Annotated in this window: 16 protein-coding genes; 5 read left to right on the top strand and 11 right to left on the bottom strand. The window is 56.5% G+C overall.

The annotated features are described in order from the left end of the window. Positions 1-6: 6 nt before the first annotated feature. Complete coding sequence (locus tag MTC_RS01420; protein ID WP_014404892.1) at positions 7-972, bottom strand: transcriptional regulator; 966 nt, start codon at positions 970-972, stop codon at positions 7-9. A 66-nt stretch (positions 973-1,038) separates the two neighbouring features. Between MTC_RS01420 and MTC_RS01415 the strand changes: the two genes are divergently transcribed. Then, a complete protein-coding gene (locus MTC_RS01415) occupies positions 1,039-2,295 on the top strand; it encodes a tRNA(Ile)(2)-agmatinylcytidine synthase (RefSeq protein ID WP_014404891.1) in 1,257 nt (418 codons plus the stop codon). Here MTC_RS01415 and MTC_RS01410 read toward each other — a convergent pair. The 3 genes from MTC_RS01410 to MTC_RS01400 are packed head-to-tail and all read right to left on the bottom strand — an operon-like array spanning position 2,292 to position 4,679. Further along, on the bottom strand, positions 2,292-3,140 hold the full coding sequence (locus MTC_RS01410) for a CBS domain-containing protein (protein WP_014404890.1): 849 nt from the start codon (positions 3,138-3,140) through the stop codon (positions 2,292-2,294). The genes MTC_RS01415 and MTC_RS01410 overlap by 4 nt on opposite strands. Before the next feature lie 43 nt (positions 3,141-3,183). Then, entirely contained in the window at positions 3,184-3,624 is a 441-nt protein-coding gene (locus MTC_RS01405; protein ID WP_014404889.1) for a universal stress protein, read from the bottom strand. Beyond that, positions 3,597-4,679: an amidohydrolase family protein gene (locus tag MTC_RS01400; RefSeq protein WP_014404888.1), complete on the bottom strand. Its 1,083-nt coding sequence runs from the start codon at positions 4,677-4,679 to the stop codon at positions 3,597-3,599. The genes MTC_RS01405 and MTC_RS01400 overlap by 28 nt, the downstream gene beginning before the upstream one ends. 138 nt (positions 4,680-4,817) lie before the next feature. On the opposite strand from MTC_RS01400, the gene MTC_RS01395 reads away from it, so the two are divergent. Beyond that, positions 4,818-4,985: a preprotein translocase subunit Sec61beta gene (locus MTC_RS01395; protein ID WP_014404887.1), complete on the top strand. Its 168-nt coding sequence runs from the start codon at positions 4,818-4,820 to the stop codon at positions 4,983-4,985. 15 nt (positions 4,986-5,000) lie between these two features. Here the strand turns inward: MTC_RS01395 and MTC_RS13445 are convergent, their stop codons facing one another. Further along, positions 5,001-5,150: a hypothetical protein gene (locus MTC_RS13445; protein WP_014404886.1), complete on the bottom strand. Its 150-nt coding sequence runs from the start codon at positions 5,148-5,150 to the stop codon at positions 5,001-5,003. A 76-nt stretch (positions 5,151-5,226) separates the two neighbouring features. Here MTC_RS13445 and engB point away from each other — a divergent pair, with 76 nt between their 5' ends. Continuing rightward, complete coding sequence (gene engB, locus MTC_RS01390) at positions 5,227-5,871, top strand: GTP-binding protein EngB (protein ID WP_014404885.1); 645 nt, start codon at positions 5,227-5,229, stop codon at positions 5,869-5,871. A 103-nt stretch (positions 5,872-5,974) separates the two neighbouring features. Beyond that, entirely contained in the window at positions 5,975-7,267 is a 1,293-nt protein-coding gene (locus tag MTC_RS01385; RefSeq protein WP_014404884.1) for a hydroxymethylglutaryl-CoA reductase, degradative, read from the top strand. Here the strand turns inward: MTC_RS01385 and fdhD are convergent. Continuing rightward, positions 7,230-7,982 carry a formate dehydrogenase accessory sulfurtransferase FdhD gene (gene fdhD, locus MTC_RS01380; protein ID WP_014404883.1) on the bottom strand — a complete coding sequence of 251 codons (753 nt, stop codon included), beginning with the start codon at positions 7,980-7,982 and terminating at the stop codon, positions 7,230-7,232. The genes MTC_RS01385 and fdhD overlap by 38 nt on opposite strands. Before the next feature lie 49 nt (positions 7,983-8,031). On the opposite strand from fdhD, the gene MTC_RS01375 reads away from it, so the two are divergent. Further along, positions 8,032-8,439, top strand: coding sequence for a Tfx family DNA-binding protein (locus MTC_RS01375; protein ID WP_014404882.1), 408 nt, complete (start codon positions 8,032-8,034; stop codon positions 8,437-8,439). A 13-nt stretch (positions 8,440-8,452) separates the two neighbouring features. Here MTC_RS01375 and MTC_RS01370 read toward each other — a convergent pair whose 3' ends face one another. From MTC_RS01370 to MTC_RS12540, 5 genes are read right to left on the bottom strand one after another with little or no spacing between them, the layout of a single operon-like run. Continuing rightward, positions 8,453-9,661, bottom strand: coding sequence for an MFS transporter (locus MTC_RS01370; protein WP_014404881.1), 1,209 nt, complete (start codon positions 9,659-9,661; stop codon positions 8,453-8,455). Between the two features lie 58 nt (positions 9,662-9,719). Continuing rightward, entirely contained in the window at positions 9,720-11,627 is a 1,908-nt protein-coding gene (locus tag MTC_RS01365) for a molybdopterin biosynthesis protein (RefSeq protein WP_014404880.1), read from the bottom strand. Further along, positions 11,620-12,828, bottom strand: a complete 1,209-nt coding sequence (locus MTC_RS01360; RefSeq protein WP_014404879.1) for a molybdopterin molybdotransferase MoeA — start codon at positions 12,826-12,828, stop codon at positions 11,620-11,622. Before MTC_RS01360 ends, MTC_RS01365 begins: the two co-directional genes overlap by 8 nt. A 60-nt stretch (positions 12,829-12,888) precedes the next feature. Then, on the bottom strand, positions 12,889-13,713 hold the full coding sequence (locus tag MTC_RS13420) for a hypothetical protein (protein WP_014404878.1): 825 nt from the start codon (positions 13,711-13,713) through the stop codon (positions 12,889-12,891). A 14-nt stretch (positions 13,714-13,727) separates the two neighbouring features. Continuing rightward, positions 13,728-16,487, bottom strand: coding sequence for a S8 family serine peptidase (locus MTC_RS12540; RefSeq protein ID WP_014404877.1), 2,760 nt, complete (start codon positions 16,485-16,487; stop codon positions 13,728-13,730). Between the last annotated feature and the right edge of the window lie 45 nt (positions 16,488-16,532).

Genomic DNA, 16,532 nt, shown 5'->3' with positions numbered 1-16,532 from the left:
GGCTTTTTAATTGTTGGCCCCGTTATGGGCATGCCTCTTGAGAAGCAGGGTGAGCAGGTCCTCGCTGTCGTCGAACTCCTTGAGGTCCTCGTGCCTGACCAATACAGTGTTGCCGATGTTGCGGGACTTGCTCATCTTCTTTACGATGAAGACGGAGTAGGCGTCCGCCACGTCGGCGAGGCTCGACATGAACCGGGCACGCTTGACCACCGCCTCAGAGTAGTCGCTAACCCCCGTGAGCACCTTGTTCTCGTCGTCCCTCGATAATGCGTTGAACGGGGCCTTGGTGGTCCGGAAAACGTCGAAGCCGATGTTCATCATGGCGCCGAGCACCTCCTTCTCGAGGTCGCTAGCGTCCTTCAGGTCGTCCTTTTCCGGGGTATCCTCTGGCTTCTCGAACATCATCAGCATGTTTATGGGCTTGGCCAGGGGCGTGTCCAGGATCTCCTCGAGCTTAAGGGCTATGTCAATGGTCGCGCTCATGCCATTCTCGTACTTGCTTATCGCCCTCCGGGAGACGGCGAGGTGCTTAGCAAGCTCCCCCAGCGAGATGTTCTTCTCCTCGCGCACCGCCTTGAGCGTGTCGCCATCTATTTCGACGTAAAGCCCGCCCGGCGCGGCGTACACTAGAGGCGGCACTCCCTCAAGGAAGTTGTCCTTGAAGGTCTCTATATTTACGCATGGTATGCCGTACCTCAGGTAAACGGCCCCGCTCTCGAGCGGGTGGTCGTTTGTGTGCTCGCCTATGACTATTGGCGTGCCGTTGAAAAGCACGGCTAGCCTGCGCATCTCCCGGGAAGTGTCCTCGCCCAGGCCCTCGATGTTCGACAGAACTTTTACAAGGAGGAACGTTTTGCCTCTCCTGGCGCCGAAATCGAAGCTCCTGGGCCGGATGTCGCACTTCTCTGAGATCATGAACTCGGCCTTTTGTAATATGTGTATGGCCTGGTCGAGCAGCGTATCTCGGGTCATGATGGCGAAAGACTTATATTGTTAACATTCATGTGTACTTTTTCTAATATTAAAACGTTTTGGATTATGCTTTACGTGGGAATTGATGACACCGACTCCAGGCTGGGAATGTGTACGACCTATCTAGCGGCAGTCTTAGCGGAGCGGCTCAGCATGTTTGGTTTAAAGGGCTACCCCCGCCTCATACGGCTCAACCCGAACATTAAGTATAAGACGAGGGGGAATGCCGCGCTGTGCCTCACGCTAAACGAGGGCCCGATTGATGAGGTGGAGAAAATGGCTGTTGAGGCCGTCGAGGAGTATGCCAGGTTTGACGACGAGAACACAAACCCTGGGGTTGTCATCTACCAGGGCGAGGTGCCCGAGGAGGTTAAAGACTTCGCTCTGAGGGTGGTGAGGGACGTGGTCGAGATAGATGAGGCGGCCAGGCTGGCGGAAAAGCATGGCATGCGCGTCCACCGCTACAAGAATGGCAGGGGGGTCATAGGCGCCCTGGCCTCCATCGGCCTAGAGCTTTATGATTACACGTACGAGCTCCTCGCCTACCGCATGCCAGAGAACTATGGCAGGCCGAGGTACATAAATAAGGCATCTGTCTACGCCATGGACGCGGCCACGTATCCGGACACATGGGATAACGTGGACCTTCACAACGACGTCATCGTGTTCTCGCCACACACCCCCGACCCCGTGTTGTACGGCATCAGGGGACGTGACCCGGAAGTGCTTTTGAAAGCGCAGAAGATGCTGGAGTCCGAGCCGGTGGAGCGCTCCCAGGTATTTATCACAAACCAGGGCACCGACATGCACCTCATCCCCTCCAGCATAGCCGGGGCGAGGAACGACAGGTCATACATCCTGCGAGGCTTCGTCAGCGCCGAGCCGTACGTAATCGAAGGGGGCCACGTCTTCTTCGAAATCGAGCAGGCCGGGAGCGCGATAAAGTGCGCCGCCTTCGAGCCCACCAAGAATTTTAGGGATATAGCCAAAAAGCTGATTAAGGGCGACGAGGTCCGGGTCTATGGGAGCGTGAAGAGCGACACGCTAAACCTGGAGAAGCTAGAGGTAGTCAGGCTTGCGGCGCATTTCAAAAAAACGCCCCCGAAGTGCCTCTCGTGCGGCAGGAGCATGGAATCAGCGGGAAAGGATAAGGGCTACAGGTGCAGGAATTGTGGGGCCAGGCAGGCGTCGCCCTTTTACAAAAAGATAGAGCGCGACCTAGAGCCTGGGCTTTACGAGGTGCCCCCGTCTGCGAGGAGACACCTGGCAAGGCAGATAATAAGAATAAAGGAGCCCTGGTGCAAGCTTCACCCGAGCCGCTAGTGGACGAGCACGGAAAGCAGGTCCCTATCAAGCAGGAGGCCATCCAGCTTATTATCCGCCGTTATGACGGGCACCTGCTCGATGCGGTTACGCCTCATCTTCCGGGCACAGTCCGACACAGGGGTCTTGTGGAACGCCGTGATGACTTCCTTGACCATCACGTTCTTCACGGGAATGTCGGGCAGCTTGATGCGAGACACCCCATAGTAGAGGCTCATCGTGTCACGCATGCTCTCCCACGTCCACTTGTCCTCGTCCGCCCCGGAGGACATGTCGGACTTCTCCACCGAGTCCTCGATACGGCTCATATTTATCAGATCGGTGATGGTGATGATGCCGGTAAGCTCGCCCTTGCTGTTGAGCACGGGCAGCGCGTCGTGCTTTGAAAGCCTTATGATCTCGCTCACCACGTTGACCGGCGTCTCCTCCCACACGGCCACTATGCCATCCTTCACGTAGGCCTTAATGGGCTCGTTGATGTCCATCTGGCCGATGGCGCCCACGATGTCGGCGACCGTCACGATGCCGACAAGCTTGCCCTTCACGACCACAGGAAGCCTGCGAAGGCCCGTCATAAGCAGGATGCGGGCGGCCTCTGAGATAGGGGCATCCGGGGTGATCGTCACCGGGTCCCTCGTCATAAGCATCGCTATCTGCTCCTCGGTTGGATGCTTCAGGAGGTCTATCCTCGTGATTATCCCCATCAAGGTGCCCTCCTTCACGACCGGCACGGCGGAGATGTGCTCCTTCTGCATGAGTTCGAGCACATCGTCACGGGACCCAGGTATCTCGATGCTCTTGACGTTTTTGATCATGATATCGTCAACGGTCAATGATTGCTTCATAACATCCCTCGAAGGCTCCTTCATAATATTTATATTTTACCGGCTATTTTTTGCTGCTCTTTATCACTAGTACGGGGCAATTTGCTATCCTGATGACCTTCTCGGCCGTGCTGCCAAGAAGTAGCCTGTCGATGCCGCTCTTCCCCAGCGTGCCCATTACTATAAGATCGACGCCCTTTTCCCCGGCGAACCTCGTTATCTCGACCGCCGGGTTGCCCTCGAGAACGTGGGTCTCCACGTCCACGTCGGGCGCCGCGTCCTTTACTGCCTTGACGGCATCCTCCCCCTCGTCCTTCAAGAGCTGGTACATGTTCTCCCACGTAACGTCCATGGGTATGGATGTGAACGTCACGGTGTCCACTACGTATACGGCATACACTTTTGAGCCGTGCTCCCTTGCCAGCTTTAGCCCCATCTCGACGGCTTCCTGCGTCCGCTTCGAGCCGTCCGTCGCTATCAATATTTTCTTGAACAGTTCCGCCATGCTTTCCCCTCTTCTATAAAATAGCTGATGTCGTCGGGCCCTGCGCGCCTGACTATGGTGCTTAAGAGATTCTGCGAGGACTTAAAAGTATCGGAGTCCAGGTTAAATACCAGGAGGTCTGCGTCCATGCCTGGCTTGAGCGCGCCCTTATTAAGGCGGGCAAGCCTTGCCGCGTTAAGCGTGGCCATTCTTAGGGCGTAGGCGTCGTCATGAAGGAAGAGCTTGTCTGCCCACTCCATCTCCCTGAACATGTCGGGCGAGTTCATCATGACGTTATCGGTGCCCAGCGCCAGCGTTATCCCCGCCTCTCTCATCTGTTTTACAGGGGGAAGCCCTACGCCAGTTACGGCGTTAGACCTGGGACAGACCACCACCGGTATGCCATGGTCAGCGACTCTTCTCATGTCGGATGCGGTGGCCTGGGTCATGTGCACTAGAAAGTCAGGCATGATTTCTATCGCGTTATCTATATCGTTTCTATTTAACTCGCCCGCGTGGATACCGATTATTTTGCGGCTTTTTTTCGCCTTTTCTACGATGGCATGCAGGGCTTCCGCCGGAAGGTCTCTCGCGCTGCTTATGCCGACGCCGTCGGCCACGCTTAGCAGTTCTTCGACGGAGTCTTCAGGCGCCAGCCTGCCGAGCACGGTTGCCTTTCCGCCGGCGAGGCCTTTTAGCAGTGACGACCCCTGTACTCCGCCTTCCCTGAAGTCTATGAAGTGGCAGGCGCCAGTCCTTCGCATCGCGTCGAGCGCCGAGCGCATTCCATCCGCGATGGCACTCCTCGAGGCGGCGTTCAGGATACGGTGCTTCAGCCCATCCGGCGGGGCCACAAGCTCTAAGAGAGGCAAAAATGGGAGGTCCTTGGCTATAGAGTCGCCCACGTGAGTGTGGGCATTGACGAAGGCAGGGCATATCAGGCCCTCAATGGGGGAGTCACATCGCTCGAATCCGACCTCCTTTATCCTCGAGCCCTCCACGACGACGTATCCCTCCCTTACCTCGAACTCCTCCCCATATATCATAATGCCCGAAATCGTATATTCGCCCTGCATCAGAGACTAAATCTCCCCAGGGGTTAATAAGGCTTCTCAAAGAAGGAGAAAATACGGCTAGAGGCCAAGTATTGGCACGTTTGCCGGAGTAACGTATATATCATACCTCACGTATCGTATAGTACGGAGGAAAAAATAATGGCTAAAAAAGACACCAGCGGATTGATGTCGTCGGCCGGCATCATGAGGTACTTCGAGGCCGAGGAGTCCGCAATCAAGATCGACCCGCTTTTCGTGATCGCCGCCGCCATAATATTCGGCGCCATGGTCTGGGGCCTCAACCTGTACTTCGGGCGGCTCTGGTAGCCCTTTCATTCTTTCCTATACCTGCTGGGGCTCCCCGCCTTCTTTCCCCATGCTGGGCTCTTCCCTGGCCGGCGACTCCACGACCGTTTTCCTTTCCTCGGGAGGCACGTATTGAATTGGCTCGCCCTCTTTCCTTCGCCTCCGCCTGCAGGCCTTATAAGCCATATTAAAAAATCCCGGGCCAGGGATAAAAAATGAAGCCCCGATAAGTTTACTTTTACCTGCTGCCTTATGTCTGTTGATGTCGCTGGCAGGCCTAAACTTCGAGCACGTCGAGGCGAAGCACGAGATAGTCTTCATAGGCCGCTCCAACGTGGGCAAGTCCACCCTCATGAGGCGGCTCATAGGCATTAAGGTCCGCGTGGGAAGGCGGCCCGGAGTCACGCAGAGGCCGAACTACTACAAGTTCGGGGACCTATTGGTTACCGACATGCCCGGCTATGGCTACATGAAAGGCGTAGACTACAAAAAGCAGGAGAGGATAAGGGACCTCATCGTAAAATACTTCGAGGATAACGCGCCCCGCATATTGTGCGCCGTGCAGGTGGTGGATGCAAAGTCCTTCTCGGAGGTCGTGGATAGATGGACTGCCAGGGGGGAGGTGCCCATTGACGTCGAGCTTTTTAGCTTTTTGAAGGACCTGGGCATACCGGTGATCGTGGCCGTCAACAAGATCGATAACATCTATGAGCGGGAGCGGGACATGGTGCTCGACGATATCGTGCTTCGGCTGGGCTTTAACCCCCCGTGGACGAACTGGCTTGACAGGATAGCCCCGATTAGCGCCAAGAAGGGAGAGGTCGAGCACTTAAGGAAGCTTTTGAAGGATAGGCTTCGTGCCATTAAGCGCCCCGACCTGGCGTCGTGCTTTAGCATGAATAAGTGATGGTCGAGCAGATGGTTTAGTCTTAGAAGTAGAAGATGCGCTACCGCAACACGATTAGGTTTTTAACCATTGAAGCACATGCATCCTAAGAGGAGACACCAAGATGGAGAAGACTTCCAGGATATCGGGATTCTACAGGCTATCGCCACAGGAGCGGCTGAACGCGGTCAAAGAATTCGCAGGGCTATCGGACGAGGAGGCATCAATAATTAGCTCGACCGGGGCGCTGAAGTACGAGCAGGTCGACCGCATGGTGGAAAACGTCATAGGGGTGATGCCCATCCCGTTAGGGGTGGCGGTGAACTTTCTAATAAATGGCAAGGATTACTTGATCCCCATGGCCATCGAGGAGCCGTCCGTGATAGCGGCCGCATCTAACGCGGCCAGGATGGCCAGGGAGAAGGGCGGCTTCCAGACAAGCAGCACCGGCCCCTTCATGCGCGGCCTCATACAGGTCACCGGCGTCAAGGACCCGTATAGCGCCAGGTTCGTGGTGCTGGCCGAGAAGGAGAAGATAATGGAGATGGCCAATGCTGTCGACCCCATTCTAGTGAAGTTCGGAGGGGGCTGCAAGGACGTGGAGGCTTACGTCAAGGACACGCCCCACGGGCCCATACTGGTCGTCCACCTCATCGTGGACTGTCGGGACGCCATGGGCGCGAACGCGGTCAACACGATGGCCGAGACGGTGGCACCGTACATAGAGAAGGCTACAGGCGGTAGAGTATATTTACGCATCATCTCTAACCTGGCGGACAGGCGCCTCATGAGGGCGAGGGCGGTGTTCGCGAAAGAGGCCATAGGCGGCGAGGAGGTAGTAGATGGCATAATAAAGGCGTACGAGTTCGCCCTGGCGGACCCCTACAGGGCTGCCACGCACAACAAGGGCATCATGAATGGCATCAGCGCGGTGACGCTGGCCACCGGCAACGACACCAGGGCCATAGAGGCGGGGGCGCACGCCTACGCCGCCATCACGGGCACATACAGGCCTCTCACCGCATACGAAAAGAACGCGGATGGCGATTTAGTGGGGACCATCGAGATTCCCCTGGCGGTGGGCCTTGTCGGAGGCGCGACGGCTTCCCACCCCACGGCAAGGGCCAACGTGAAAATACTCGGGGTCAAGACCGCCACCGAGCTGGGGGAGGTCATGGCCGCCGTAGGCCTCGCCCAAAACTTCGCGGCGCTGAGGGCGCTCGCAACCGAGGGCATCCAGCGCGGCCACATGCAGCTACACTCCAGGAACGTGGCCATCCAGGCAGGCGCCACAGGCGAGCTAATAGATAAGGTGGCCGAGGCCATGGTAAGGGAGAAGAAGGTAAGGGCGGACAGGGCGAAGGAGCTCCTTGAGCAGTTTAAGAGACAATCCTCTCCGGGCATGAGAACGCCTTGACCTTTTCCCCGTCCGCGAAGCACGCCAGGGTCAGGTTGGCGCGCCGGGCGCTCTCTATCCCTGAGCTTATGGGCGCTGCCTTCGACACCACGAGCGGTATGCCCGCCCTGGCCGCCTTCATGACCATGCCAGCGGGCTGCCTGCCCGACGAGAGCAAAAACATCTTTGTCACGTCCTCGCCCGCCAGGGCCGCCGCCCCCACCACCTTGTCGATGGCATTGTGTCTTCCCACGTCCAGCGCCCTGTACCTCATCTCGCCGCCAGCGTCTACCAGGCATGCGGTATGGGCGCCCCTGGTTTTTTTGTGGATATCTGAATAAAGATAGCCAAGGCTATCCAAAATGATATCAATATCAAACCTCTGGCCAATCGGCAAAAACAGGTCTTCGTCACGGTGCTCCCAGTTTATCCCTATACACCCGGAGGAGCGGAGCTCGTACCAGAGGTTGAAGTGCTCAAAATTTTTTATCTTCACATCCACCTTATTGCCGTCCTGCTCTATACCCTGGACATCGTTCATGGACGAGATCGCCCCCTCGGTGATGAGATACCCCACCACGAGTTCGCGGTGCATCTCGGGCGTGGTCACGATTGAGGATAGCCGCGTGCCATTCACCAGAAGGTCGATGGTGGCCTCGACCATGACCTGGTCTCGTGCCGGCTCCCTCCCCCGCCTGGTGATTTTAACGGAGTCGTACTCTCTCACAGTATCCATATCGCTCAAACCTAAAATATATAGTATAATCGAAACATAACAATGTCTGATGGCTATTAAATCATTCCTCACGAAGAGGCAGGTCATGGTGCTCCGCCTGAGGCAGGCTGGCATGACGCAGGAGGAGATAGCCCGCAGGATAAAGACCACCAGGGCGAACGTGAGCCTCATCGAGAAGAGGGCCAGGGAGAACATAGACCGCTCCAGGGAGACCCTCAAGGAGTGGGAGAGCATCGTATCCCCCGTGAGGGTGATGATAAAGAAGGGCACGGACGTGATCAAGGTACCCGAAGTGGTGTTCGCGGAGGCTGACAGGGCTGGCATCCACGTTAAATCGAACTCCCTTGACCTCATCACCCGCATCAAAAAGGAAAAGGGGAGCATCATTTCCAACCGCACGCTCACGGAAGACATGGAGATAGACATCACGGACGCGGGCGAGGTGAGCATCCTTTAGTCGTCCGGGCGTTTCAGCGGGCTTTTATGGCCTCGATTGTTTTGGCTTCGCTCTTCTGCCCTACGCCATTGTCTAGCGTGAGCGCAAGGATGAAGGACAGGGCGAGGAATATTAATATGCATAGGAATGCGCCCTTCAGCCCGATCCAGTCGCCGAGGAAGCCTATCAGTATAGGGCCGCCGCCATCGCCGACCTCTTTGAAGGTGCCCGATAATCCCATGACAGTCCCCATGAGCGCCGCCGGGGCTGCGTAGGCTAGATAGGAGTTCGAGACCACCCATAGGGCCGATATGCCGAGGCCGGACAGTATCACGGCCACTCCCCAGGCCAGAGGGCTCGGTACCAGCGCAATTAATAGTATCCCCGCAGCCAGCAGGACCGAGCCTATCATGATCGGCAGGCGAGAGCCGTATTTATCGGCGGCCTTGCCGGAGTAGTACTGGGCGAGCACGTAGACTACGGCCTGCACTCCAAGTATGGCGCCGGTGACTCCCGCCCCTATGCCGTTTATCGTCCCATACACGGGCAGGAACGATATTATGGAGTAGAACGCCAGCATCCCGCTCATGCCTATGAAATAGCAGCTTACGTAATCCAGCCTGTTGCTCTCCTTGAGCATGAGGCCCACAGACCGCCTCTTTTTCGGCGGGGTGAAGCTTTCCTTGACCGCGACCAGGCAGAGCACGAGCACGGTTGCCGAGGCGGCGGCGCACAGCAGGAAGGTGTCGAAGAAGTTGAAGTACTGGGTGACGAGGCCGCCCAGGATGGGCCCGAGGGCATAGCCGGCCCCCTTCAGCGAGTTGTAGGTGCCCATAGCCTCGCCCTTGCGGTCGGTGAAAAGGTCGGCCACCATGGCCGTCGAGGTGGTGGAGAACGCTGCTATGGCGACCCCCTGCATGAACCTTATTGTGAAGAGCGCCGCCGGGTCCTTAAAAAGGGGGAACATCATGGAGATGATGGCCAGGAGCGCCAGGCCTCCCAGCATGAGCTTCAGCTTCCCATAACGGTCTGAGAGTATGCCGAACGGGGTTTTAAATAGCACCTCTGCTATGGCGAGCGAGCCGATTACTAATCCTATTGCTGTCATGCTGGAGCCGAACGACCCCATATAGTTCCCGAGATTGGAAGATATGAGGTGGCCGGTGAAGGATGCGGTAAAGCCGACCAGCGATAATGACAACAGCGCCATAACGTCTTTGTATTTTATGGGTATAAGCTCCATGCGATCACTTTCGCACTGTTAGTATTACGATACTAAATAGTTTGCCATCGGCCATCAATTATACGCGATACCCGAGCCGCCCAATGCTAAGCTTAAACTCTGATGAGCTGAGCACGTCCAGGAGCGCCCTGACGGCCGGCTTATCCAGGCTATTCTTGTTGATGACAAAGTCGTACTCCTCGTCCCTGAGGGGTATAAATCCTAAACCATTCTGGTCCGCCACGGTCTTTATGCCCAGGCCCACGTCGGCCTTTCCGGTGAGTATGGCCGATGCCACGGCGCTGTGCGTTTTTGCCTCCACGTCATAGCCAGGGATGGATTCGGCCAGCGCCTTCAGCGTTGTATGCCGCTCGTCCGCCAGCTTTTTCAGCTCGAGGTCGAGCAGCGTCCTCGTGCCCGAGCCTTTGGTGCGGTTGATAAAGCGCCTGCCCGGCAGGTCAGCGATGCCCTTTATATTAAGGGGATTGCCCCTCGCCACGATGAGGCCCTGCTCCCGGATATAGCCCTTAACGAGCACGGCCCCAGGAATATCACGGACGAAAGGCTCGTTGTACGTGCCCGACTCGTCCAGGAGATGTATGCCAGCCACGTCGGCGATGCCCTTCCTGATGGCACGCAGGCCCCCCATGGAGCCGACGTTGATGGAGCGCACCGTATAGCCCCTGTCGGCCATCATGCGGACGATGGCGTCGATGCCGAGGCAGTGGCTGCCTATTATTAATAGGTCCGGGAAAGCGATCTCGTCGGAAAAAAGGCGCACCTTGACGGGCTCGCCCTCTTCGATGACGCGCGCCTCCTCTCCAATCTCGACGTAGCCGTCGGCGTCCAGAAGCGCCGATACGGCGCCCGAGCCCTTCTCAACAGGGTACGCGTAAAGCCCTTCTGGCGCTCTCAGCAAGCCCACGGGAAGGAGGACCTCACGGCCGCCCTCCAGGGTCACGCGCAGCGCCATCCTGGCAGAGGCCTCCCTAATAGCCTTATCCCTGCGCCCGCTCATGTGCCGGACCATCGGCGCCACGACCTCGTTGAAGATCGTTAGCGCGGACGACGGGTATCCAGGAAGGCCGATGAATGGCTTTCCTTCGACTTCGCCAATGATGGTGGGCTTACCTGGCTTTATCTTGATGCCGTGTACGAGAATCCTGCCTACCGAGCCCACGGTGGAAAACATCATGTCAGAGGACCCGGCCGAGGTGCTGCCCGACGTGAGGATTATGTCCGCTTTTTTTGTGGCGTCGAGCACCGCTTTCCGGAACTCCTCAGGCGTGTCCCGGACTATTCCCAGGTATAATGGAATGCCGCCGCTCTCCCGCACCCCGGCGCCGACGGCGTAGGCGTTTACATCGTAAATCTGCCCCGGCTCAAGCCTCGTGCCCGGAGGCGTCAGCTCGTTGCCCGTGGACATGATGGCCACGATGGGCATCCTGTACACGTTGACGTAATCTAAACCCACCGCCGCCAGTACGCTCACCTCCCGGGACGTCAGCCTGGTATCTTTTCTAAGCACGAGCTCGCCCATCATGACGTCAGCTCCGGTGTGCATGACGTTCTCTCCAGGTGTCACCGGCTTCCTCACGTTTACGTAAGAGCCGTCACTGTCAGTGTTCTCGACCATGACTACGGCATTCGCCCCGGCAGGCATGACCGCCCCGGTGGCTATCTCGGCGGCCGTCCCCGCCTCCACGGCCAGCGTGGGCCTATCGCCCGCATGAATGGCCCCAATGAGCTTGAGCGTCCTCGGCGACTCCTCGTCCGCCCCCCATGTGTCGGCGGCCTTCACCGCGTAGCCGTCCATGGACGCCCTGTCGAACCCCGGCACGTCCACTCTCGAGTACACGTCCTCAGCCAGCGTGCGGCCATAGCATTCGCCAAGGGGCACGCTTTCGGCGGACCGCCGATAAAACGGCTCCAGCGCCTTCCTGGCATCTTCTAGAGAGACAAGCCTCCTGAACTCTTTCCTACTCAAGGAAAGTCACCTCCACTTCCTCGCCGGCCTCGTGCCCCTCCACGTCCGGCGGCGTGATCACGTAGCCGTCTGCCCTCGATATGGAGCTTAGCACCCCGGCGCCCTTCGTCCTCAGGGGAGTCGCGCGGCCCTCCTCTACGGATACCCTCGTATACGTCCTGTATCCGGCCTCAGAGTATATCTTCCTCGTGAGGATGGCCTTTTGCGTCCTATAAGCCGCCGGAGGCATATGCCCTAATTTTTTTACCGCAGGGTCGACGAACACCATGGAGTCGACCGCGCACGCAGCCGGATACCCGGGCAGGCAAACGATGGGCGTTCTCTTGCCCCCCGCGTCTACGAGGCCGAGGGCGACGGGCTTGCCCGGCTTGATGGCCACGCCATGAACCAAAACAGTGCCCTTTGACGCCAATACTTCCGCTATTAGGTCCCTCTTGCCCACGGAGCTCCCGCCCGTGGTAACGATAAGGTCATAAGAGGCCCCCTCATCCAGGGCGGCCGCAAGCTCTTCCTTTACATCCGAGACTATTCCATGGACGGTGGGCACACCGCCGAAACGCTTCACGTACAGGTAATTCATCACCCCGTTGCTCTCGTTCATCTGGCCCGGAGCCGGCTCCACCCCCCTGGGAACTATCTCCTCCCCGGTGGGTATGATGAGCACCCGTGGCTTCGCATAAACGGCAACCTCAGTCAGGCCCATGGAGGCGAGCAGGCCTACGTCAGAAGGCTTAAGCAGCCTGCCCTCCCTGAAGACGATGTCGCCCTTTCTCACGTCCTCCCCCTTCAGCCCTATGTTCTGGCCCGGCGAGACCTGTGCGAGCACCTCCACGCCGTCGCCCGCCGCCTCCGTGTATTCCAGCATTACCACAGCATCGGCGCCCTCAGGTATCGGGCTGCCCGTGTGCACCTGCCTGCACTCGCCGCTAACAATGCTGTCTTTCGAGGTAAGCTTCAGGATGACTCCGGCGTCCTTGCCGCTGCCGAAGGTGTCCGACGCCACGACGGCATACCCATCCATGGCGCTCCTGTCATAATGCGGCACGTCTCTTGGCGCCCTGACATCGGCCGCCAGCACGCGCTCGCCCGCCTCCTCAAGGCTGACCATCTCAACTCTATTAAGAGGCTCAAGCGAGCCTAAAAACATATCAAGGGCGTCTTCAACGCTTGCCAGGGAGCGGAAGCCGGATTTGAGAGGCATAGCATGAAGTAAAGGGAGCTAACTTAAAATAAATCTTCTGTTAATTAGTTTTTATGTGTATTACCTGCGCATGCTGATCAGGTATAGAGCTGATGCGCCCACTATAGTGCCCAGCGCGAACATGGCGATGAATATGGGGAAGCCCCATATGCCATTGTTGGCGGGCAATGGCGTAGGAGTGGGCTCCGGAGTTGGCGTAGGAGTGGGCGTCGGAGTCGGGGTCGCGATTGGCGCCCTCATTATCGTGAACACTCCTGTGTCCCCCGGAGGGTTGAACTTGATGGTCGCCTGACCCCCGGATACGTCGATGCTGATCTTTAGTAGCTGGTAGTTCACCCCGTCGCTTCTGACCAGGTAATAGGGGTCATCCGGGCTAACGCTTATATTTAATCCCGATATTTTGAGTGTGTATTTCGGGCTGCCGCCCTTGTAGCTCCAGTCTTTTGGATTTTTGGTGACGTTCATTACCCCCAGGATTAGCCCGTCATCCATCCCCGGCGGTACCTGAGCGGAGGCGGGCTCCAGGAAGCTGATGTCTAGCCAGCAATTGCCTGATGGCTCTGAGTATAATTCGCCCTCTATGGTTAGGATGTAGCTTGTATTGCCTACTGTGCCGTTTTTCTCCGCCCGGACCATTACGCTGTTGAAGTCTTTGCCCTCAAATCGCCCTATTATGGAGCCGTCGCTGGATTTTAGGGGGTCCGTGTAGGCCTGGAAGACTGGTGCGCTGTAGCTAATGCTTCCGCCGCCACCGCCACTATCCCATGCGTCACCCGGTGGTGATGGCGGCAGTTCTTCTGAAGAATTAGATATTATGGCAAACGCTCCGAAGAAGAGCATCATCATTACTAAAATCGCAGCAACTCTTGTTATTTTATATTTCATGCCAGCATCTCCATCTAATAATGTACCCAGTAGCCCTTGCCTGGCTCTAATACTTCTAGGTGCGGATACTTCGGGCTATAGCCACGCGTGCCGCTATAATAGTACCACTGGCCATTATCATAATACCAGAGATCTTTATTACCAGGGTAAGCTGTGGTGGCATTCGACGGGTTAAGGCCATACACGCCAATCATGGTCCAGCCACCGCCAACGGCAGGTAATCCGCTTCCATTAGCTATACCATTCACCGTAAAGGATACGTTATTGGATACTTTTACCCAGTAGCCTTTACCAGGCGTAACGTTTACTAGGTGAGCATATTTTGGGCTATACCCGCGCGTGCCGCTATAATAGACCCATTTGCCATTATCATAATACCACATGTCCGTCAGGTTAGACTTAACTGCAGCCGGGAAGAATGCATCAATGCTATTGTTAGAGAGGCTCAAGGGCACCGATATGAGGTTCCATCCCTTCACCAGGCTATATGTGAAATTCACCGTCTCGACTCCTTTAATGGTGAGCACGGCCGAGGCAGGAGTGCCCAGTATAGAGCCATTCGTGGGATTACTTAACGTAAGGTTCACGAACCTGTCCCGGCCGGTGTAATTATTCAGGATTATGACATTGAAGCCCTTAGCCGTCTGGCCGTCTGAGAAGTTGAGGGTGCCATTGGCCGGCACATAGTCGACGCCCGGCGTCGCGTTGCCACCCCACACCATATAATCAACAGATACAGGGCCATGAGAGTTGGCCGTACGGGTAACTGTGACCTGGCAATTGGACTGGTTCTCCCAGGCTATATAATTCGAGGCATTGAACTGAAGGACCGGCCGCGGATTGTCATCGATGATGGTCACCGTGGTTGTTTGGAGAGCCCCCAGGCCTGCGCCGCCCGTCGGGTCGCTTAACGTGAAATTTACCGACTTATCTCCCGTATACGTACCATTGTTGTATATATTTACAGTAAAATTAGCATACGGCTGGTCCTGTGCAAACACAACAAGGCCGCTTGCAGGGGAAAAATCTATGCCCGCAGTGCCATTGCCACCACTTGCCGAGCATTTCACGGTGATGCCATTATCGAAACCGTCGACCCTTTGAACTGTTAAGTTAATCAAAGAGGATGACTTAAACGCCTCATAACTTGAATTGACGAACGTCATATTGCCCGGCTGAATGGCGTCTTTGACCCGCATAGGATGTATTACTGTATCGCCTATGGGCGTATTATTGACATACATCTGATACGTCAGGTTATACTCGCCGAGCGTGGTAGCATTTATATTAAAAAGCCATACGTATTGCTGGCCTGGCGGTATTATTACATTATCGGGTAGTTGAATAATCTGAGCGCTGAGATTGGCGGCATCGCCAATGCTATGAAGAGTGACGTTGGTCGCCCTGGACCAGGGCTGAGTACCATTGTTTAGCATAGTTATGGTAACGTTATAATCGCCAGGAATCATGGTGCCATTAATAGTATCCGATAGATAGCTGGAGCTATAGCCTGAAACACTATACGTGACGTTGTCCAGAGCGTATTTCGCCTGCACGCGCCCCCAGCCATAGTCATTATTAGGTATGGGGTCCGTCTCGTTAACTTTCATTGGCTTTGCCGTCTGTGCCAGTATATTTTTTACTTGCGCGGGCGTCAGCGACGAGTTTTTCTGGAGCATTAGCGCTACCACGCCAGCGGTCATGGGGGTGGCCATGCTGGTGCCGCTCATCGATATATAGTATCCAGTAGCCGCCGTTCCTCCAGCGTTTGCGGCAGTAACATTTACTCCCACGTTGGTGACGTCCGGCTTTATGCGGCCGTCATACGTAGGGCCACGAGAGCTGAAGTTTGCGATCAAGTCGCTTTTATCGACCGCCCCAACGGTGATGGCATCCGGGCTATCCCCGGGGCATGAGATAGTACCGGGGCTCGGGCCACCGTTGCCGGCTGCGACCACTACGACGACCCCTTTATTAACAGCGTTACTGACTGCCTCGTCCATTGCCGGAGAGTGGTTGCCGCCCAGCGACATAGATATTACCTGGGCGCCATTTTGCACGGCCCAATCCATTCCCTTTATGATGTTCGTATAATACCCGGAGCCTGACCCGTCGAGTGCTTTAGCGGCCAGCAGGCTGGCGTTCGGCGCCACTCCCAGGTATTTTCCTCCAGAGGCATTGCCGGTGCCTGCTATGATGCTTGAAACATGGGTGCCATGGCCATTATCATCATACGGCGTAGAGTTGCTCCCGTTGACAAAGTCGGCCCACGCAACCACTTTACCGCCATTCAGGTCGGGGTGGCCGGCATCGACGCCGGTATCGATGACGGCGACCTTGACCCCCTCCCCCGTATAGCCTTCAGCCCACGCCTGGTCCGCGCCAATCTGCGGAACGGCCGCGTCAAGCAAAATGTGGACTGGCTGATCTTTCTCAACGTATTTAACGTTCGGCAACGACCTTATCTTTTCTGCCATACTATCAGGGAGCGTAACGGCCATGCCATTGATGACGTTATAGCGATACTTGACCTGCCCTCCGCAGGATGCGACCAGGTCGGACGCGCTCTGCGCCGTCATAGCGCTGGCATACGGCGTATCGTCAAAAACGATGATATAAGTGGAGACGCTGGAATTAGAAATGGCGAGGCCCCCAGGCGCATCGCCAATCGATACGGGCGCTATTGGCAGCAATAGCGCCATTACCACAAAGAAGGACAGCGCCGGCCTCGTCATTGAAATGTCCACTCGGCCTCCACTTGACATGCCAGCCATGCTTAACAACCGGATATCCTGCTTTAAGGATATAACCTTTTCTTA

Source organism: Methanocella conradii HZ254 (genome assembly GCF_000251105.1).
GTDB lineage: Archaea > Halobacteriota > Methanocellia > Methanocellales > Methanocellaceae > Methanocella > Methanocella conradii.
Note: the sequence above shows the minus strand (reverse complement) of the source record. Positions and strands in the feature narration are given on the sequence as shown.